The organism is Amycolatopsis thermalba, from assembly GCF_023376025.1.
Taxonomy (GTDB): domain Bacteria; phylum Actinomycetota; class Actinomycetes; order Mycobacteriales; family Pseudonocardiaceae; genus Amycolatopsis_E; species Amycolatopsis_E thermalba.
In genome coordinates, this window is sequence record NZ_CP091196.1 from 1,867,304 (window position 1) to 1,885,635 (window position 18,332).

Annotated in this window: 20 protein-coding genes and 1 pseudogene; 16 read left to right on the forward strand and 5 right to left on the reverse strand. The window is 67.8% G+C overall.

What is annotated here, in order from left to right; translation table 11 throughout:
- Positions 1 to 51: 51 nt before the first annotated feature.
- From ligD to L1857_RS09145, 5 genes are all read left to right on the forward strand, one after another.
- Entirely contained in the window at positions 52 to 972 is a 921-nt protein-coding gene (gene ligD / locus L1857_RS09125) for a non-homologous end-joining DNA ligase (protein ID WP_249464854.1), read from the forward strand.
- Between the two features lie 71 nt (positions 973 to 1,043).
- Positions 1,044 to 1,400, forward strand: coding sequence for a YidH family protein (locus L1857_RS09130; protein ID WP_094006640.1), 357 nt, complete (start codon positions 1,044 to 1,046; stop codon positions 1,398 to 1,400).
- A 156-nt stretch (positions 1,401 to 1,556) separates the two neighbouring features.
- Positions 1,557 to 1,841 (forward strand): DUF202 domain-containing protein, encoded by a 285-nt coding sequence (locus L1857_RS09135; RefSeq protein WP_094006608.1) that lies wholly within the window; start codon positions 1,557 to 1,559, stop codon positions 1,839 to 1,841.
- 130 nt (positions 1,842 to 1,971) lie between these two features.
- A complete protein-coding gene (gene fdhA, locus L1857_RS09140; protein ID WP_094006607.1) occupies positions 1,972 to 3,192 on the forward strand; it encodes a formaldehyde dehydrogenase, glutathione-independent in 1,221 nt (406 codons plus the stop codon).
- A gap of 207 nt (positions 3,193 to 3,399) precedes the next feature.
- Entirely contained in the window at positions 3,400 to 3,615 is a 216-nt protein-coding gene (locus L1857_RS09145; protein ID WP_205413329.1) for a hypothetical protein, read from the forward strand.
- 13 nt (positions 3,616 to 3,628) lie between these two features.
- Here the strand turns inward: L1857_RS09145 and L1857_RS09150 are convergent, their stop codons facing one another.
- Positions 3,629 to 4,228 carry a LysE family translocator gene (locus tag L1857_RS09150; protein ID WP_116111917.1) on the reverse strand — a complete coding sequence of 200 codons (600 nt, stop codon included), beginning with the start codon at positions 4,226 to 4,228 and terminating at the stop codon, positions 3,629 to 3,631.
- Between the two features lie 28 nt (positions 4,229 to 4,256).
- Between L1857_RS09150 and pdxR the strand changes: the two genes are divergently transcribed.
- The 3 genes from pdxR to L1857_RS09165 all read left to right on the forward strand — a co-directional run bounded on the left by pdxR (position 4,257) and on the right by L1857_RS09165 (position 7,802).
- Positions 4,257 to 5,705: a MocR-like pyridoxine biosynthesis transcription factor PdxR gene (gene pdxR, locus L1857_RS09155; RefSeq protein ID WP_094006605.1), complete on the forward strand. Its 1,449-nt coding sequence runs from the start codon at positions 4,257 to 4,259 to the stop codon at positions 5,703 to 5,705.
- 2 nt (positions 5,706 to 5,707) lie between these two features.
- Positions 5,708 to 6,817: a C45 family autoproteolytic acyltransferase/hydrolase gene (locus L1857_RS09160; RefSeq protein ID WP_240323299.1), complete on the forward strand. Its 1,110-nt coding sequence runs from the start codon at positions 5,708 to 5,710 to the stop codon at positions 6,815 to 6,817.
- Positions 6,818 to 6,896: 79 nt separating this feature from the next.
- Complete coding sequence (locus L1857_RS09165) at positions 6,897 to 7,802, forward strand: NADP-dependent oxidoreductase (protein WP_116111921.1); 906 nt, start codon at positions 6,897 to 6,899, stop codon at positions 7,800 to 7,802.
- Here the strand turns inward: L1857_RS09165 and L1857_RS09170 are convergent.
- Positions 7,799 to 8,200 (reverse strand): VOC family protein, encoded by a 402-nt coding sequence (locus L1857_RS09170; protein WP_116111924.1) that lies wholly within the window; start codon positions 8,198 to 8,200, stop codon positions 7,799 to 7,801. The two genes, L1857_RS09165 and L1857_RS09170, sit on opposite strands and share 4 nt — an antisense overlap.
- 49 nt (positions 8,201 to 8,249) lie before the next feature.
- Between L1857_RS09170 and L1857_RS09175 the strand changes: the two genes are divergently transcribed.
- Entirely contained in the window at positions 8,250 to 9,221 is a 972-nt protein-coding gene (locus L1857_RS09175) for an RluA family pseudouridine synthase (RefSeq protein ID WP_249467407.1), read from the forward strand.
- Here L1857_RS09175 and L1857_RS09180 read toward each other — a convergent pair.
- Positions 9,221 to 9,561, reverse strand: a pseudogene (locus L1857_RS09180) (hypothetical protein); the annotation flags it as partial. The gene L1857_RS09175 and the pseudogene L1857_RS09180 sit on opposite strands and share 1 nt — an antisense overlap.
- On the opposite strand from L1857_RS09180, the gene L1857_RS09185 reads away from it, so the two are divergent.
- Together L1857_RS09185 and L1857_RS09190 are read left to right on the forward strand one after the other, a co-directional pair.
- On the forward strand, positions 9,535 to 9,915 hold the full coding sequence (locus L1857_RS09185; protein WP_205413331.1) for a TetR/AcrR family transcriptional regulator: 381 nt from the start codon (positions 9,535 to 9,537) through the stop codon (positions 9,913 to 9,915). The pseudogene L1857_RS09180 and the gene L1857_RS09185 overlap by 27 nt on opposite strands.
- On the forward strand, positions 9,900 to 10,094 hold the full coding sequence (locus tag L1857_RS09190; RefSeq protein WP_198958277.1) for a TetR-like C-terminal domain-containing protein: 195 nt from the start codon (positions 9,900 to 9,902) through the stop codon (positions 10,092 to 10,094). Before L1857_RS09185 ends, L1857_RS09190 begins: the two co-directional genes overlap by 16 nt.
- Positions 10,095 to 10,148: 54 nt before the next feature.
- Here L1857_RS09190 and L1857_RS09195 read toward each other — a convergent pair whose 3' ends face one another.
- On the reverse strand, positions 10,149 to 11,030 hold the full coding sequence (locus L1857_RS09195) for a CPBP family intramembrane glutamic endopeptidase (protein WP_162831149.1): 882 nt from the start codon (positions 11,028 to 11,030) through the stop codon (positions 10,149 to 10,151).
- 141 nt (positions 11,031 to 11,171) lie between these two features.
- Between L1857_RS09195 and L1857_RS09200 the strand changes: the two genes are divergently transcribed.
- The 4 genes from L1857_RS09200 to L1857_RS09215 all read left to right on the forward strand — a co-directional run bounded on the left by L1857_RS09200 (position 11,172) and on the right by L1857_RS09215 (position 16,041).
- On the forward strand, positions 11,172 to 11,762 hold the full coding sequence (locus L1857_RS09200) for a TetR/AcrR family transcriptional regulator (protein WP_116111931.1): 591 nt from the start codon (positions 11,172 to 11,174) through the stop codon (positions 11,760 to 11,762).
- A gap of 530 nt (positions 11,763 to 12,292) precedes the next feature.
- A complete protein-coding gene (locus L1857_RS09205) occupies positions 12,293 to 12,658 on the forward strand; it encodes a hypothetical protein (RefSeq protein WP_162831150.1) in 366 nt (121 codons plus the stop codon).
- Positions 12,658 to 15,141, forward strand: coding sequence for a hypothetical protein (locus L1857_RS09210; RefSeq protein ID WP_162831151.1), 2,484 nt, complete (start codon positions 12,658 to 12,660; stop codon positions 15,139 to 15,141). Before L1857_RS09205 ends, L1857_RS09210 begins: the two co-directional genes overlap by 1 nt.
- 258 nt (positions 15,142 to 15,399) lie before the next feature.
- Positions 15,400 to 16,041: a hypothetical protein gene (locus L1857_RS09215; RefSeq protein WP_162831152.1), complete on the forward strand. Its 642-nt coding sequence runs from the start codon at positions 15,400 to 15,402 to the stop codon at positions 16,039 to 16,041.
- A 32-nt stretch (positions 16,042 to 16,073) separates the two neighbouring features.
- Here the strand turns inward: L1857_RS09215 and L1857_RS09220 are convergent, their stop codons facing one another.
- Positions 16,074 to 17,558, reverse strand: coding sequence for a helix-turn-helix transcriptional regulator (locus tag L1857_RS09220; protein ID WP_240323300.1), 1,485 nt, complete (start codon positions 17,556 to 17,558; stop codon positions 16,074 to 16,076).
- A 157-nt stretch (positions 17,559 to 17,715) separates the two neighbouring features.
- On the opposite strand from L1857_RS09220, the gene L1857_RS35555 reads away from it, so the two are divergent.
- On the forward strand, positions 17,716 to 18,246 hold the full coding sequence (locus L1857_RS35555) for a winged helix-turn-helix domain-containing protein (RefSeq protein WP_346009494.1): 531 nt from the start codon (positions 17,716 to 17,718) through the stop codon (positions 18,244 to 18,246).
- Positions 18,247 to 18,332: the final 86 nt, after the last annotated feature.

Sequence of the window (18,332 nt, forward strand, 5' to 3'; positions counted from 1 at the left end):
ATCGGCCGCATCGGGATGCACGGCGCCCCGGGCTGAGGCAGGCTGGAGAGCATGGCCGAGGACAGGGTGACGGTGCAGGTCGACGGGCGCCGGCTGTCGTTGTCCAATCTGGACAAGGTCCTCTACCCGGAGGCGGGTTTCACCAAGGGACAGGTGATCGACTACTACGCGCGCATCGCCCCGGTGATCCTGCCCCACCTGCGCAACCGGGCGCTGACCTTCCGCCGCTGGCCGGGCGGCGTGCAGTCGAACCCGTTCTACGAAAAGGACGCCGGGCGGCACGCCCCCGACTGGGTGAAGACCGCGAGGATCGCCGGCGGCGGGCGCGGGCAGAGTTCGGACGTCAACGCGTATCCGCTGGTCAACGACGTCCCGACGCTGATATGGGCGGCCAACCTCGCCGCGCTGGAACTGCACGTGCCGCAGTGGACCGTCGGCCCGCGCGGGGCCCGCCGCAATCCCGACCTGCTGGTGTTCGACCTCGACCCGGGCGAGCCGGCGACGATCGTCGAGTGCTGCCGGGTCGCGGAGCGGCTGCGGGACCTCCTGGCGGCGGACGGGCTGCGGCTCTACCCGAAGACCAGCGGCTCCAAGGGCCTGCAGCTGTACGCGCCGGTGAAGACCGCGACACCGGAGGACACCTCGGCCTACGCGAAGGCCGCCGCGAAGAAGCTCGCCGCCGAGACCCCGGACGAGGTCACCGCGGCGATGACGAAGAGCCTGCGGCCGGGCAAGGTGTTCATCGACTGGAGCCAGAACAACCCGCACAAGACGACGGTCGCGCCGTACTCGCTGCGTGGCCGCGCGGAGCCGACCGTGTCCACCCCGGTCACCTGGGACGAGGTCGCGGCCTGCCGTCGCCCGGTCCAGCTGAAGTTCCTCAGCGACGACGTCCTCGACCGGGTCGAGGAGATGGGCGACCTGCTCGAAGACCTCCACGAGAACCCGGTGAAGCTGCCCCGCGCGCGTTGACCGCGACGAGCCGAGGGCTTCGCCGTGAACGGCGAACCGATCGTGCCGGACGAACAAGTAACGTGAACCGCATGAGCCCACGCTGGTACGAAGAAGGTGAGGAGCCCGACTACCGGTTCACCCTGGCCAACGAGCGCACCTTCCTGGCGTGGCTGCGGACCGCGCTGGCGCTCATCGCCGGTGCGGTGGCGCTCATGCAGTTCGTCCCCCAGTTCTCGGTCGCCGGGATGCGTGCCGGCCTGGCCGCGCTGCTCGCCGTCACCGGCACGCTGCTCGCGGCGTTCGCCTACCGCCGTTGGGCCCACGTCCAGCGCGCGATGCGCAACAAGCGTCCGCTGCCGATGACGTGGTTGCCGTTCGTCGCCGGCTGGGCCGCCGCACTCGCCGGGGCTGTCGTGCTTGTCGTGGCGTTGGTGACGGTCCGATGAGGGACGTGGGATTTCGGTGCGGGCGGACCGCTCCGGCCGCGGCTGTCGTGCTCGTTGTCGTCCTGGTCGTGGTCCGATGAGGGAGCCGGGGTTCCTGCCCGAACGGACCGCCTTGGCCGTGGCTGTCGGTCTCGTCGTCGTCCTGGTCGCCGTCCGATGAGGGACCCGGGGCTCCAGCCCGAGCGCACCGCACTGGCCTGGCAGCGCACCGCGCTCGCCGCCGCCGTCGCGGCCGTTCTGCTGCTGCGCAGCGGGCTGGTCCGCGACGCCCCGCTGGAGATCGCCGCCGCGGGGTGCGCCGCCGCGGTCGTGGTGCTGTGGTTCGTCGCCGTGCGGCGCCCGCCGACCACCGGCAGCACCCGCCGCGTCCTGGGCGCGGCGGCCATCGCCGTCGCCGCGGCCGGTGTCCTCACCGCGGTGCAGGTCGTCCTGCTGCCCTGATCGTTCCACTGTGGACGGTTCAGCGCCCGGCCGGTCGGCGCGCACCGGAATGGTCTTCCGGCCCTAGGCCGGGCACCGCGGGTGTTCCTAGCATCGAGCCTGGACGTTCAACGGCGAACGAGGAGGCGTCATGGCGGGCAACAAGGCAGTCACCTATCTGGGACCTGGCAAGGTCGAAGTCGCCACCATCGACTACCCGACCTTCTCGATGAAGGACGGTCCCGGGGTGCACCAGGCCAACGTGGGTCGCGAAACTCACCACGGTGTCATTCTCAAGAACGTGGCGACCAACATTTGCGGCAGCGACCAGCACATGGTGCGCGGCCGCACGACCGCGCCGGAAGGCCTGGTGCTGGGCCACGAGATCACCGGCGAGGTGGTCGAGGTCGGCCGGGACGTGGAGTTCATCAAGGAGGGTGACCTGGTCTCGGTGCCGTTCAACATCGCCTGCGGGCGGTGCCGCAACTGCAAGGAGGGCAAGACCGGGATCTGCCTGAACGTGAACCCGGACCGGCCCGGATCGGCTTACGGCTACGTCGACATGGGCGGCTGGGTCGGCGGGCAGGCCGAGTACGTGATGGTGCCGTACGCGGACTGGAACCTGCTGAAGTTCCCGGATCGCGACCAGGCGATGGAGAAGATCCTCGACCTGGCGATGTTGTCCGACATCTTCCCAACCGGCTTCCACGGCTGCGTCACCGCGGGCGTGGGTGTCGGGTCGACGGTGTACATCGCGGGCGCCGGACCGGTCGGGCTCGCCGCGGCGGCGTCGGCGCGGCTGCTCGGGGCGGCGGTGGTGATCGTCGGTGACCTGAACGCGGACCGGCTGGAGCAGGCGCGCAGTTTCGGCTGCGAGACGGTGGACGTGTCGAAGGGCGATCCGAAGGAGCAGATCGCGGAGATCCTCGGTGTGCCCGAGGTGGACTGCGGTGTCGATGCCGTCGGGTTCGAGGCGCGCGGGCACGGCAGGGAGGCGGCGGACGAGCACCCGGCGACGGTGCTGAACTCGCTGATGGACATCACGGCGGCCGGCGGCGCGCTGGGCATCCCGGGGCTGTACGTGACGGGCGACCCGGGCGCGGCCGACGAAGCCGCGCGGCACGGTTCGCTGTCCATCCGGATCGGCCTGGGCTGGGCCAAGTCGCACGCGTTCACCACCGGGCAGTGCCCCGTGATGCGCTACCACCGGCGCCTGATGATGGCGATCCTGCACGACCGGGTCCACATTGCGAAGGCGGTCAACGCAACACCGATCCCACTGGCCGAAGCCCCGAGGGGCTACCAGGAATTCGACCGCGGCGCGGCACGCAAGTACGTGCTCGACCCGCACGGCCTGCTGACCACGGCGTGAGGGCCGGCCGTGCCGGAGGCAGAAGGCGGCCTCCGGCACGGCCTGGTCGGGGGCCACTCGGAACAGCCACAGGCCGGGCAGCGCTGGACGCGGCCCGTTGACCGGGGCCGCTCGGAGTGCACCCGGGCGGCTGCGCAACTTCGGCGCGCCTGCCGGGAAAGCCGCCCCAGCGGGTGCGGCAACTTTCGGCGCGGCCTGGTTGTCGGGTTGACGGGAACTGCTCGCGGCTGGGCGGCTCCGGCCGCGGCCGGAGTGCTCGATTCGCCGCCGGCCGAGCCGCTGAGCGCGTTCGCCGAGGGCAGGCGGATCGCGGTGCACGGCCCGGAGTTCGACGCCCGGGCGGCCAGCCGGTTGCGTGCCGAAACCCTGCGGCTGACGGGAGTTGCGGCCGGGAAGGTGGTCGCGAAGGGCCTGGAGCCCTGATCCGGCCGGGGCATCACTCCGCGGCCAGCCGTGCAGCGAGGGCGACGAACGCGCCCGCGAAGATCCGCCGCATCCAGGCCTGCACCCGCGGCCGGGACAGCACGCGGTCGCGCATCGCGGCGGCGCCCGCGCCGTAGGCGAGGAACACGACCAGCGTCAGCGCCATGAACACCGCGCTCAGCTCGACCATCGTGAGCAGCGAGTTCGGGTCCCCGGCGTGCACGAACTGCGGCAGGAACGCGAAGAAGAAGATCGTCAGCTTCGGGTTCAGCACGTTCACCAGCACCGCGGACACGATCACCCGCGGGGCCGACCGCGGGGCCGGCGCGCCGGGCGTCTGGTCCTTCTCGCGCAACGCCGACCACGCCAGGTAGAGCAGGTAGGCCACCCCGGCGTACTTGATCACCTGGAACGCGACCGCGCTGGCGTGCAGCAACGCGGCGAGACCGGTGATCGCGGCGACCGCGTGCGGGACGATCCCCAGCGTGCAGCCCACCGCGGCGACGGCGCTCGCCCGCGTGCCGTGGGCCAGGCCCGCGCTCATGGTCAGGAGCGCGCCGGTGCCCGGCGTGGCCACGACGACCAGGGCGGTGAGCAGGAACTCGACGGACATGTCCCCACCCTGGCGCGATACTGGTCCGGTGAACAGGTCCAAAGCCGAGCCGGTCGAGAGGTCCACAACCGGATCGGACTTCCTCCAGCTCGACATCGGGGACGCGCCCCCGGGCGGCCGGTCGGCGTGGCTGTCGGCGCGCCTACGGGACGCGATCGCCGACGGCCGCCTGCCGGTCGGCAGCCGGCTGCCCGCGACGCGGACGCTGGCCGCCGAACTGGGCGTGTCGCGCGGTGTGGTCACCGAGGCGTACCAGCGGCTCGTGGAGGACGGGCACGTCGCCGGGCGCGGCCGGGGCGGAACTGTCGTGGTGGCGGTGCCCGTCACCGCGTCGCCCGCACCGCCGCCCGCGCCGAGTGCGGACGTCGTGTTCGAGCCGCGGCCGGACGTCTTCGACCGGTTGCGTGCCGCCCCGGCCCGCATCGACCTCACCCCCGGCGTGCCGGACCTGGCCGCGTTCCCGCGGGTGGCGTGGCTGCGTGCGGAACGGGTGGTGCTCGGCGACCTGCCGCCGGCCGATTTCGGGTACGGCGATCCGCGGGGCGCCCCGGTGTTCCGGCTGGCCGTGGCGAACTGGCTCGCCCGCAACCGCGGCATCCGGGTCGATGCGGCCGATGTGGTCGTGGTGGCCGGGGTCGCGCAGGCGCTCGGCCTGCTCGCGACGGTGTTCCACGCGCACGGCATCGACGAGGTCGCGGTGGAGGACCCCGGATCGCTGGGCGCGCGGCAGCACCTGCGCAACGCCGGCCTGGCGACCCCGCCGGTGCCAGTGGACGACGACGGCATCCGGGTGGCGGACCTGCGCTCGCCCGCGGTGCTGCTGACGCCCGCGCACCAGTTCCCGACGGGCGTGGTGCTCGGCGGCGAGCGGCGGCGCGAGCTCATGCGCTGGGGTGGCCTGATCGTCGAGGACGACTACGACGCCGAGCACCGCTACGACCGCCCGCCGGTGCCCGCGCTGCGCTCGATGCTGCCGGAGCGGGTCTGCTACGCCGGCAGCATCTCGAAGCTGCTCGCCCCGGCGCTGCGGATCGGGTGGATGCTGGTGCCCGCCCGGTACCAGCGGGATCTGGTGGACGCGAAGCGGTACGCCGACCTGGGCAACGCCGTCCTGCCGCAGCTGGTGCTGGCGCACCTGATGACGTCGGGCGAGCTGGAGCGGCACCTGCGTGTCGTGCGCCGGCGCCACCGGCACCGCCGTGACGCGATGATCGCCGCGGTGCGCCGCCACCTCCCCGGCGCCCGGGTGCACGGCGCCGCGGCGGGCCTGCACCTGATGATCACCTTCGCGGCGCGTGTGTCCGATGTGGACCTGGCGGCGGCGGCGCTGGCCCGCGGGGTGAAGGTGCAGCCGTTGTCGTGGCACCGCCAGCTCCCGGGAGAGCCGGGCCTGGTGCTGGGCTACGCCGCCAGATCAGCGAGCGAGATCGAAGAGGGGGTGCGGATCATCGCGGAGCTGGCGACCCGTCGTGGTTGACGGTGGTCATCACCAGCGTCAAGCTGAACGACGTGGCCCTCGAACAGTTCGCGACGCACCGGGCGATCCACACCGTGCCGGCCGAGGACCCGCGTGCGCTGGGCGCCGCCTGCGCCGGCGACATCCGGGCGGCGTTCGACGCCTACGCGCGGCTGTTCGCCGCGCACGGCATCGGGGCCGAGCAGGTGCGCGCCTGGGGCGCGGCGGCACTCGCGGCGACGCACGAGTGGGCGCCGTCGCTGGCCGCGGAGATCCGCGGCGTGGCCGAGGGCAGCGGCTTGGCGGAGTGGCAGCTGGGCGCGCTGAACGGGCGCACGGAAATCCTCGCCGCGGGCGCGGTGACCGGCGAGGGCGAGTGCTCCACGTCGGTGGTGCTCGCGGACGGATCGCCGCGGACCGTGCAGACGTGGGACTGGCACGACACCCTGCGCGCCGCCATGACCGTCGTGTCGTGGCCGGGCGTGTGCACGTTCACCGAGGCCGGGGTGGTCGGCAAGATCGGCGTGAACTCCGCCGGGCTCGGCGTGCACTTCAACGTGCTGCGGCACGCCTCGGACCACGCGGACATCGGGGTGCCCGTGCACGTGGTGGCCCGGCGGATCCTGGACGAGGCGTCGACCGTCGAGGAAGCCACCGACCTGGCCCGCTCGGCGCGGTTGTCCGTGTCGTCGGTGATCACGGTGGTGACGGCGGACCGGGCGCGGTGCCTGGAGCTGAGCCCGGCCGGGGTCGGGGTGATCGACCCGGCGGACGGGGTTCTGTGGCACGCCAACCACTTCCTCGACGCCGCGCTCGCCCCCGGGGAACGGACGACCGAGGACGTGTCGACGACCTTCGCCCGCGGCTCGTGGCTGCGCGCGCACACCGCGGAACTCGGGGCCGCGGATCTGTCGGCGCGGGCGCGGGCGTTGTGCGCGCACACCGAGGACGGTGCGGCGGTGTGCGCGCATCCCGACATGTCGTTGCCGCCGCACGAGCGGTGGGAGAGCCTGGCGACGATCTCGCTCGACGTCGTGGCGGGACGGCTGCACGTGCACCCCGGCGGCCCGTGCTCGGTGACGCCGGAGAGCTGGCAGACGTTCACGGTCCGGCCCGCCGCGCCCGCCCGATGACCGGGTGCGCCCGCCCACGAAACGGCGAAACCCGGCGCCGGGCGGAATATCTCGTCGCGTGTGGACCGTTGCCGCGAACATGAAGGCAATCGCACTGCAGGAGTACGGCTCGGCGGACGACCTCCGGCTGGTCGACCTCCCGGACCCCAAGGTCGGCCCGGCGGAAGTGCTGGTCAGGGTCAAGGCGGCCGGCGTCAACCCGGTCGACTGGAAGCTCGCGGGCGGCGGGCTGGACGCCCTGATGGAGGTCCGGTTCCCGCTCGTGCCCGGGTGGGACGTGGCGGGTGTGGTCGAGAAGGTCGGGCTGGACGCGGGGGAGTTCGCCGTCGGCGACGAGGTCTTCGGCTACATCCGCAAGGACTGGGTGCAGCAGGGCGCGTACGCGGAACTGGTGACGGCGCACGTCCGCATGCTCGCGAAGAAGCCCCGGTCGCTGGACTGGGCGCAGGCCGCGGGCGTGCCGCTGGCCGGCCAGACCGCGTACCGGTCGCTCAAGCGCGTTGGGCTCCAGGCCGGTGAGACGGTGCTGATCCACGCGGCCGCGGGCGGCGTCGGCTCGTTCGGCACGCAGATCGCGGTCGCCCTGGGCGCGCGGGTGATCGGCACGGCGAGCGAGCGCAACCACGACTACCTGCGCGCGCTGGGTGCCGAGCCGGTCACCTACGGCGAGGGCCTGGCCGAGCGGCTGCGCGAGCTCGGCCCGATCGACGCCGCGGTGGACTTCGTCGGCGGCGACGCGGTGGTGATCTCCCGCGAGTTCGTGAGCGCCGACCGGATCGCCTCGATCGCCGACCCGGAGGTCGGCCCCCACGGCTACGTGTGGGTCCGCCCGGACGGCGCGGAGCTGGCCGAGCTGGCCCGCCTGGCCGACGACGGCAAGCTCACGGTGCACGTCGATCAGGCCCTGCCACTCGCCGAGGCCGCCGAAGCGTGGCGGCTGAGCCAGTCCGGACGCACGCGCGGGAAGATCGTTCTGACCGTCTAGGCGACGAAGACGCAGAACGGGTGCCCGGCCGGATCGGCGTAGACGTAGAGCGGTTCGTCGGGATCGTCGCTGCGGTCGCGCAGCAGCCGGGCGCCCAGCCGCAGCACCCGCTCGTGCTGGGCCGCCAGGTCCGACTTCGTCGGCACCGTCAGGTCGAGGTGCAGCTGCTGCGGCACCGGGCCGTCCGGCCACGTCGCCTCCGGCAGGGCGTCGACCTGCTGGAAGGCCAGCTGCGGGATCCCGTCCGGGGTGCGCAGCACGAGCCAGTCGGCCGGGCCGTCCTCGTCGCCCGGCCGGTACACCAGCCCGAGCAGCTCGCGGTAGAACTCCGCGAGCCGCCGGGCGTCGGTGCAGTCGAGGACGACCTGGCGGAACATCGGCAGGGTCATGCCGATCATCCTGCCGCAGCCCGTCCCCGTCGGCTGGGCGACGCCGGACTACCCTGGTGTGGTGGCCGAACCCGCCCCGCTCCCGCAGCGCCACGGGCTCGACCCGGCCCGGCTGAAGCTGCCCGCCGAGGGGCCGTGGGCCACGATCCGCGACCACCTCGCCGAGCGCCTCACGCGCCTGCCCGAGGGGCGGCTCGACGAGATGCTCGCCGAAGGCCGGATCGTCGGCGCGGACGGGCCGGTCACCGCGGACACGCCGTTCCGGCCGGGCGCGTCCGTGTGGTTCCACCGCGACCTGCCCGACGAGGTGCCCGTGCCGTTCCCGATCGGCGTCGTGCACCGCGACGAGCACCTCGTCGTGGTCGACAAACCGCACTTCCTGGCCACCATCCCGCGCGGGCGGCACGTGCTGGAGACGGCGCTCGTCCGGCTGCGGCGCGACCTCGGACTGCCCGAGCTCAGCCCCGCGCACCGGCTGGACCGCGTCACCGCCGGGCTGCTGATGTTCGTCACGCGGCGCGAACACCGCGGCCGCTACCAGACGCTGTTCCGCGATCGCCGCGTCGCCAAGGAGTACGAGGCGATCGCCCGGCACGATCCCGCCCTCGACCTGCCCGTGGTCGTGCGCAGCCGGATCGTCAAGGACCGCGGGAGCATCACGGCCCGCGAAGAACCCGGCCCGGTCAACGCGGAAACCCGGATCGAACTGCTCGAGCACGCCCGCGGCCTCGGCCGCTACCGGCTGGTCCCGGCGACCGGCCGCACGCACCAGCTGCGGGTGCACATGGCCGGCCTGGGCATCCCGATCCTCGGCGACCGCTTCTACCCCACACTGACCGAAACCGGCCTCGACGACTTCACCCGCCCACTGCAACTGCTGGCGAAGACGCTGGCGTTCCGCGACCCCGTGACGGGGGAAGAACGCCACTTCACCAGCAGGCTCGCGCTGGGCGCCTGGATGTCCTATCCGGACTGGGCGGTCAGGGCGGAGCCGGCCGGCCACATCGGACCGTCGTCGAGCGACGCCTAGTCACTGAACCCGAGGGTGGCGTAGCTGGCCTTGAACTTCTCCGCGCTCTGGAAGAAGCACACGACCTTGCCGTCCAGCGCGTAGGCGGACATCCCGTACCACAGCTTCGGTTCCAGGACCGGCGCGGCGGCCCTGACCACGGGGTGGACGCCCTCGGCATCGTTCTGTCCGACGGCGCCATGTCCGCGATCTTCGCGAGCACGTCCTGCTCGGCCTGCGCCGCCTTGTCCGCCCGGGAGCCGCGACGGGCCGCGGCCTTCAGCTCCTTCGAGTGGTCCTGCATCGCGGTTCGTTCCTCCGCCGTGAAGCCCTCGTGCTTCACGCTCGCACTGCTGCCCATGATGATCTCCTCCGGAATTACCGGCACGCACGTGCAGGACCGACCAGCCTCGGCGCCCAGGGCGCCGCACGGACGGACGAGCTGCTGCAGGCGACGCTCGACCTGGCCACCGAGGCCGGGTACGCGGGCCTGAACATCGAGGCGGTCGCGCTCCGCGCCGGCGTCGGGAAGCACACGATCTACCGGCGCTGGCTGTCGATGGCCGCGATCCTGCTGGACGCGCTCAGCCGGGTGTGGACGACCGACCTGGACTACCACGACGCCGGCGACGTCCGGGCCGACCTGCGCGAGCGGGTCCTGCGGTCGGCGCCCGCGCTCTCCCAGCCGCCGATCGGCCGGTGTACCGCGCGGTGATCGCCGGGGCCCAGTCCGACGCCGAGTTGCGGGCGACCCTGCACGAGCGGTTCCTGGCGACCGTCGAACAGAGCACCTTCGATCGGATCGTCCGGGCCCAGCCTTCCGGGGAACTGGTCGCCGACGCTGATCTGCGCTTCCCGGCCGAGGTTCTCTGCGGCACCCTGTACTACCGCTAGTTGCTGTCCACCAAGCCGATCGACGAGGAGGCCGCGACCAACCTGGTGGACATGTCATGGCCGCCTGCGGAACCGGCTCGCGGTCCTGACGCGGGATCGCCGGCCGAGCAACAGGAACATCGCGCCGGTCAGCAGCAGAAACCCGGGCACCAGCAGCAGGGCGTCGGGGGTGGTGGGGGTAGCGGACCAGCCGGCGGACCGCGCCGCGCCGTCCAGCGTGGTACGCACGACCGTCAGGTAGGTCAGGTGCAGGGCGATGGACGTCCACAACGAACCGGTGGTGATCCGGGCGATCAGCAGCACCGCGCCGAAGATCGGATAGAGGACCGCGTACGAGACCGGATCCGAACCCACCGGGGCGAACGCGGGCGCCGGCACCTCGATGCCCAGCAGCGCACCCACCCACGCGTGAACCACCGATGACCCCGCGCCGGTGAACGTGAACAACACCACCGTGACGAGGAAAGCCACCCACCGGCGCAACGCCTGATCGAGCGTGTCGTAGACGTAGCCGCGGAAGACCAGCTCCTCCGGGAACGCCTCGAGCGCGACGGCGATCAGCGCGTTGACGACGACGAACTCGACGAGTCTCGCCGCGTCGAGCGGTCCCCACGCCAGCCACCCCGCCCACGTGCCGGCACCGAGCAGCGCGGCCGCCGAACCGCCCGTGACCAGCACCCCGAGCCCGAACGACCGCAGGCCCGCCGCGGGGCCGGTGAGGCCGAGCCCGGACATCGGCCGGTGGTCCACCCCGCGGCGGAGTAGCACGATCAGCGACACGGCGAGCACGAGGCAGATCACCGCGGCCAGTGCCTGCCGCGGGACGCCGTCCAGGCCGGTGCGGCTGTGCACCGCTTGCGCGATCGCGCCCGCGGTGCCGAGCGCCACGGCCATCACGCACGTTCCCGCCAGCGCCATCACCAACGCTCGTGCCACGACCCGGGCCCGAGTCGCTCGCTCTGGTGCCCCGTTCGCCCCCGTCCGCGTGCCCACCGTGTCCCCCTCCGCCATCGGTTTTATTTCGGTCGACTGTACAGAAACAAGCCTTCGGGTAGAAATGTCGGATGAGGAGGAGTCGTGCCGAAGATCGTTGACCACGAGCAGCGCCGCTGGGAGCTGGTGCGAGCGGTGTGGCGGGTCATCCGCGAGCGAGGCGTGCAGGGCGCGTCGATCCGCTCGATCGCCCGTGCGGCCGGGTGGTCCCCGAGCTCGGTCCAGTACTACTTCTCCACCCAGGCCGAGCTGTTGCTGTTCGCCCTGCGTGCGATCTCCGAGGAGACCGAACGCCGCCTGACCGAGCTGGAGTCGCCCCCCGACCCCCGCGACCGGGCGCTGACCCAGCTCGAACGACTGCTCCCGATGGACCCGGACTCCTACGTGGCGACCGAGATCTGGGTGGCGTTCCTGTCCCTGGTGCTGGTCGACACCGAAGCCAGAGCCTTGCACGAGGAAGCCCACCACCGGTTGGCCTGCCTGTGCCGCGAACTGCTCGACGGGATGTCCGCGACCGGGCAGCTCGCCCCGGACGTCGATCTCGACCTCGAAGCCGGCCTGCTCCACGCGCTGTTCGACGGCCTCGCCGTGCACGCGGTCACCGTTCCGGACCAGATGCCCGCCACCCGAATCCGGCACCTGCTCGAACGCCACCTCGACCGACTCCGCGGATAAGCACGCGGACGGCGGCAACGGGGTGATGGTTGATCGGAGCAGGCAATCGGCACGAGGTGACGGCTGTGCGCACATGAATCAGCCCCTACCGCGTTCCCGCTGGTAGGGGCTGGCTTCGAGGGGGTGCCCTCGGCAGGATTCGAACCTGCGACACCTGCCTCCGGAGGGCGGTGACCTCCTGGTTATACGGGGTCTACCTGCGGCTTTGTTGTCTCAACTGTCGCACCACGGGCCGTTAGTGCCGCTCGCGTCCTGGTTTCGCACCACGAGCTGCACCACGTGATCCGCTATGCGTCCGGTCGGTCTCAACGAAGGTGAAACCACGCCCCCTGTCTTCGCATCTGAGAGGGATGTGTAACGTCGTTCATCTCTGTCACGAGTAGGCACCCCCGAGGAGTGCGGTGGAGAGGGTTGTCCTGTGGGCCGCGGCACCGGTCGGCGCACATACCGTCGCTGTCGAGGGTGCCGCTCGGATCGCGAATAGAGCCCTCTTCTCCGTCCATGTTCGTACGCAGATCGAACTTGCATCCGTGCCTGATGAAGATCCGCCCGAGCCACCGCTCATACGTGGCGTGACGACGTCAACACACTACGTGGGCATCGTCGTCATGAATGCTCCGGTGGACCGGGCTGAGCCAGCATGTCAGGACCTGATGATGAGAATCCGAAGCATGCAGTGTAAGGGGCGCAACGCAAGCATTGCGATCTATGTGGACGCGAGCATAGCGTCCACGCGGCACCGCGAATTGGGAGTTGAGGTCCCGAAGGAAATGGGCTTGCTTCCGTGGGAGGTCGTCGAGTTCGAACATCCCCTCCATCTACAACAACTCGTCAGCACGGACCTGATCGTGCAATGTGCCGAACGATGGCGGGACAATGATGCGGAGCTTAGCTGATGAATGATTGGGTTCGTGCCCTTGTCGACCCGCAGACGATGGCTCGTCGCGTCCACGTCTCGGCAAACGAGGTCGCCCCGCCTCACCTGTTCGCTGTTCTGGTGATGGGCGACTTCGATGACTTCGTCAGAGTGGCGCCACGGTACGGCTTGCAACTTCCTGACTGGAGTCCCAATTTCCCATTCACTGAAAAGGTAGAGCGAACTCCATTACAAGTCAGCGCCGTCGAAAAAGACGTCTTGTTTGGAATGCTCGGGGTTCTTGTGGGTAGACCGCAGGTTCCTCAGGAGTTAGAAGAGTATGCCCCCTTGGAACCTGGGCTTCAGAACGGCGGAAGGCTTAGGGCGGTGGCGGCTATCGTCCGCGCGCTAAGCCTCGTCGATAACGGCCTCATCGATTCTGCTATTCAAGTGCTGGAATCCGCGGAGGCGGACGTTGATGAACCATATGAATTAGCACTGTTGCGTCTGCATCTGGCGGCAACGATCGAACTTTATTGTCCTGCTGGTGATGTTCGATTCGACCGCGCTGCGGAATTGTGGCCTCTAGTCTCCGGGCAAACCTTGGAAGACGACTCGCCCCCGGTGGGTGGAGTGCCGCTTCACCTAGTTATTCGAGCTCTAGCGCAGCAAGGCGAGCTGACTGCGCAGAGTAGGCAGGGTCGGTGGTTCCTCAGGACCGATGACGAAGACTACCTGTTCCGACGCCTACTGTCGAACTTCGGCAACTTACCCTACGCGGAACTTGGCGATGCGCTACTCAAAGACCAATTCGAAAATGCAACACGTAGATCGCGCAACACGATCACGATTTTTTCCAGCGGATCAGATAAGGCTGCCGATATATTAGGTAGAGGCCTTCTGCGTGCGCGTTGTTCCGCAAATGTTCGTGAAAGCTCCAGCTTAAGGCGCGCCATCGCGCGAAGTCAGATAGTCGATGTTTTTGGCACGAATGACACCGACTCCGCGTCCGCTGCACTCCAGGAGCTTTTTGATACGAGAGATTCTAAAGGGGTCAAACGTGCTGCATCGCTTCTTTGGGTCGATGGGCCTTATCTTGCACTTCAGCGAGTTACCGAGCGAGCGATTTCCCACATGTCCTCGCCTTCGCCTGCAGATAGCCCGGTTCTATCTCCAGTCCTGCTTGAACTCTTGCGATCAGGCCTAGATGTAGTCGACAGCGAATCGCTGCGACATGCTGCGAGATTTGTGGTTGATGCGCTGAGTCGTAGCGACGTTCGCGCAGTGGACCAGATTGAGATGACTGCGCTGGCGGGCATCATAGCCGAGTGTCAGGTTCGCGAAGTTCACGAACTTCTAAGTCGGGCTATTGGAGAAATAACCCGTTCGGCGACAGATGAAGAATCCCATGAAGATCACTATATAGCCGGCTTGATCTCGAAGATAAATTGGAAATGGGTGCCTGAGGAGCAGCGAGGTGAAGTGCTCGCATGGGCGCTCGGGAGCGATTCGTCCGGACGCATGCGAGCGACACGTATCGCTGTGTTGCAGGAACTCGCGGAGGTTGACCTCTCGCGGGTCATCGATCAATTGCGCGCCGATACACGCGATTCGCGCTCGCTTGATGTGGCTGCGGCGCTATGGAATGCTGGCTTTCGTCGTGGTCAGTTGACTTCCGAAGATCTCGAAATAATAGAAGATGTTGCACTTAGGGAACTTCGCGCAATCCAGTCATCGGCCCATCGTGGGTCGTACTCCCTTGGATTTGGTGCTGAACCGGCGGGGATTCTGGTTAGGCTGGCTACATACGGCAAAAGGGAATCAGCTTGGGACGCCTTGGTTGAGTTCTTGACTGATCCTGCTGTATCTCTCAGGGATAAGTCGACGTGCGTGAGCTATATTGCGGGTTCCGATGGAAATTTGCCAGATCATGTGTGTAGGCGTTTGCGTGAGCGCTTGAAGTATATTTCTTCGACGAACCCCTTTGAACAGGAGACTTCGTCTAAGCTTCGCAAAGGTTACCGCGTTGCAGGGGTTGAGGTATCTAGCCGTGAAGAGTTGTTTCTTGCCATCAGCTTGAATGCTCTAAGTGTAAGACAAGTGCTCGCTGTGACCACTGATTTAGCGGCTAGTCACTATAGTCAAGACCGTTTGACAGCTTCCCGGGCAATTCGCTTCAGTCGTTCAAAGTCTTCACGGCAAAGTCTCTTGCCTTTGGCGCTAACGTTGAGTCGTGATGCTGATGTAGATGTCCGAGGCTCGGCGCTCAGGACCCTGACCGTCCTTCGAAGTTCGACAGGATGGCGCGCCGCTGTTATCGATCAAGCGCTGTTCGACGCAACTGAAGAACCCGGTGTGTTGCTCCCACTTCACGCCGCTTATGCGATCCGGGATATCCCAGTGTCAGCACGATCGCCCCTGCTGGAGGAGGCTGTAGCTAAACTAAGGCGTCACTCGAGCTGTAGGATACAAGCGGTCGTCTCATCGCTGGTGGAAAGCGAAGAATCGACGGTTCACGAGTAATCGCTAAACCGAGATTGGAGATAGATGGGGGAAGGGCAGAGAGGCCCAGAGGCGGATGTCGTTGGCGCTGCCCAGGGGCTTGGGGATCGGGCTGCGGTTGATGCTCCCGGGAAGACTGATAGAACTCCCGGATGGCTGTCTTCGTTATTCAATTCGGTGCGGCGAATTGGTGCCGGAGGCGTGCTTCTTTGGGGCGTTCTTACTGTTGTTCCGAACCCCTGGCTCTCACCTCCGCAGTACTGCTCGACCGTCAAGCACGTGGGTGCTGGTGGAAGCTTTCCAAGTCCTATCGACGAGGTTACGACGAGCTGTACGCCCCCCGGAGTTGAGCGGATTACTCCCTTTGTTCTGGGCGCAGTATTATTGTTGCTTCCTGATGCTGCCGAGATTGCGGTGCCTGGCCTGATCAGCTTAAAGCGAAAAGTGCAGGAGCAGGACCAAAGACTTGAGCGGGCCGAGTATCAGCAAGCGCAGTTGCTGCACAGTGTGTCTATGATGGCTGCTCAGGTGAATACAAGTGTCAACGTGGGCGTTGTTCCTGAGGTTCTCTATGGTTTGGCTGCAAAGGCGGGCTCTACGGCTTTAGACGGTAGCGTCGATTCGGCATCAAAGGGTGAGCTCGACGACCGAGAGCCGCTAATTGATGAGCTTCGCGCTAGGGCACAGGAGCTGAGCGATGCCAAGCATCGAGCTAATCGAGTCGCAGTTTCGGCCGAAGCTGATTCTGATGCGGATAAAAAGTTGGTTTTGTGGGCAAAACAGTACCGACGCGAGATTGATGGCCTGACGCAGGAGTTGAACCGCATAACTTCCGCTCCTGATGTCTATGACTCCGAATATCTACGTGCTGTACTTGTTGCGGCTAGGCAAATATTATCTTTGGTGTCCACTGATGATTGAGCCGCCGCTGCTTCTTGACTGGAGAGGCCACATCATTTGCTGTCGTCGGCAGTGGGACTAAAATCGCTCAAGCCCAACGAAAACGCGAACAGTCCTTCATTGTTCCAAGTGTGAAGGAGGTCCGGCTGCGTCATGTACTTGACCTGCTGGCTTGAAAAGCTCCGTAAGCCGCGAACTTCCCAGTTCGCTTCGATGTCGCCGGCGGTGTGTGACCAGAAGTCATGGTGGTTGATCGTCAGCAGACAGGCGAACTCGTAGTTGCCGCTCACGAGATTGAAGCCGAAGCCTCTGCACTCCAGCCATAGACCGCCGTTCGTCAGGAGTGACCGCAAGGGTTTTGAGAGTCGCTCGGGGTGCATGGGGAGGGCGGCACGCTGGGCGCTCACGGTGTTGTCAAGGTCCGCGCGACCGAATAGCTCCTCTTCGAGTTCGCGGATCAGCGTGCTGCGGAGCGACGTGTCACCGTAGACGTCCGTCAGGGGCTGGTGGAAGCCCTTCGGGATCACGGCCAGCTGTCGGGCGGCGTTGACGACGAGCTGTGAACGCTCCTGGACCAGCAAGAGGTGATCAGCGTTACCGTGCGGGACTGCTGGTCGGGCGATTGCACACAGCGCGAGCACGCCGCCGGCGCAGAGCCGTGACGCAGGGTTGACCATCGACGCGAGCGACGGGAGGTACCTGTCTCGGAGGGGCAGTGATCCTGGCTCAATCGGCTTGCCAGCCGCGAGTGCGTCGAGGAGTTCGGTTTCGAGCAGGTCCAGTGTCAGGGCGTACTCAAGGAAGGGAGTCACGTCGACAGCGCCGCGGATCACCCCGTCGCGGATGTCCACGTCGAGCAACCGGTAGGTCTGCTCGTTGGTAAGGCGGATACCCGCGGCTTCTACCTCGGCGAGCCGATCGATGGCGGCTTCGGGGACGGGATCGGCGGTCGGCTTTGCAGCGGTCGGAGCGAGGGCAAGTCCGTCGGTGGTCTCGTTGAGTGGGATGTTGAGGTCGAGCCAGTCCGGTCGCGTGAGGATGCTGGTTTCGCGAGCCTGGCCGCCGAACTGGGCTGTGTAGAGGCTGTAGTCCGGATCGGTGCCGTAGTAGGCGCGGAGCGCGGCAACGACATCGGTCCGGCTCACGCGGGCGCGTCGAGCCTGGCGGATGGGTAGCTCACGGCGTGTCTTGGGCAGGCGGGCCGTCACGCGCCGGGCGCTCGTTCCTGGCTTCCAGTTGAGTCGTTCGTCGAGCCAGGTGCAGGCTGCCTCTACGTCTGGGCTGAGTGTGCCGGGAGTCGAACCGGGGTCGCCGTCTATCAGTGCGCGAAGTTGCTCTGGTGTCTGCCGGAGGAGTCGCGCTAGCTTCGGTCGCAGGTACGGGAGTGGGGCGTAGTCGCCGGCCTCCCAGCGGATGACCGTCGAGCGGTCGACGTTGAGAGCGGAAGCCAGGCTTTCCTGCGTGTACCCGGCTGCCTTGCGCGCCGTTGCCAGCTCCGCCCGTCTCATCACGACCCCTCCCCATGCCAGTCCGGCCACGATAGCAACGATCGGGCGTTTCCGCAGGTAAAGCGCAGGAGTGCAACATTCGTGCACCGAGACTCCGACGTTTCTGCTCTGTCCCGTGCCTTCTTCTCCGGCTTGAGTCGGACGTGTGATGACGCGGTGGGAATCGGCGGGACGAGGTGATGAGCAGGTGGCAGATCCGATTCTGCTCGTGCGGCCGGTCGCGGGTTCGGTTGGTGAGCGCAAGCGCCTGGTGCACGTGGTGGGGCGCTCCGGGAAAAGCGACCGGCCGGGGGTGCTGAGAGCTTTGTGCGGCGCAGAGTTCCACGCGGATGAGCTGGACTTGCTTGACCGCGTGACCGGGATGCCCTGCGAGGACTGCTTGCGACTCGTCCCGTTGCCCCAGCCTCTTGAGCGCAACAAGGTCGCCGGTGAGCCGGCCTTTCGGCCCGAGCCAACGGGCTACGTCTACGAGCAGTTGGCCGACCACCTCGCTCAGCTCATCGAGACCGGCAGGCTCAGGCCGGGTACGCCACTACCCGCAGAACGCAGGCTTGCACAGCAGTACGACGTGTCGCTCGGCACTGCCCGGCACGCTACCCAGCTTCTCCGAGCCAGGGGACTCGTCGTGACAGTGCCCGCGAAGGGCACGTTCGTCGCCGACGCCGTGCCTGAGGGAGGGCATCGGCGAGACCTCGGCGATCAGCCCGAAACGCCGTGATCGCGCAGGCCACGAGCGACCGCCGATCAGCTTCCCTGTAGGGCATCCGCCCTGGTCAGGCCGGGGAAGAGCGCAAGGGAGCGGGG

What these genes read in the sequence shown, in the direction of transcription:
- ligD (WP_249464854.1), top strand. Translation starts at nt 52, where the DNA reads ATGGCCGAGGACAGGGTGACGGTGCAGGTCGACGGGCGCCGGCTGTCG.
- L1857_RS09130 (WP_094006640.1), top strand. Translation starts at nt 1,044, where the DNA reads ATGAGCCCACGCTGGTACGAAGAAGGTGAGGAGCCCGACTACCGGTTC.
- L1857_RS09135 (WP_094006608.1), top strand. Translation starts at nt 1,557, where the DNA reads ATGAGGGACCCGGGGCTCCAGCCCGAGCGCACCGCACTGGCCTGGCAG.
- fdhA (WP_094006607.1), top strand. Translation starts at nt 1,972, where the DNA reads ATGGCGGGCAACAAGGCAGTCACCTATCTGGGACCTGGCAAGGTCGAA.
- L1857_RS09150 (WP_116111917.1), bottom strand. Translation starts at nt 4,228, where the DNA reads ATGTCCGTCGAGTTCCTGCTCACCGCCCTGGTCGTCGTGGCCACGCCG.
- L1857_RS09165 (WP_116111921.1), top strand. Translation starts at nt 6,897, where the DNA reads ATGAAGGCAATCGCACTGCAGGAGTACGGCTCGGCGGACGACCTCCGG.
- L1857_RS09170 (WP_116111924.1), bottom strand. Translation starts at nt 8,200, where the DNA reads ATGATCGGCATGACCCTGCCGATGTTCCGCCAGGTCGTCCTCGACTGC.
- L1857_RS09210 (WP_162831151.1), top strand. Translation starts at nt 12,658, where the DNA reads ATGAATGATTGGGTTCGTGCCCTTGTCGACCCGCAGACGATGGCTCGT.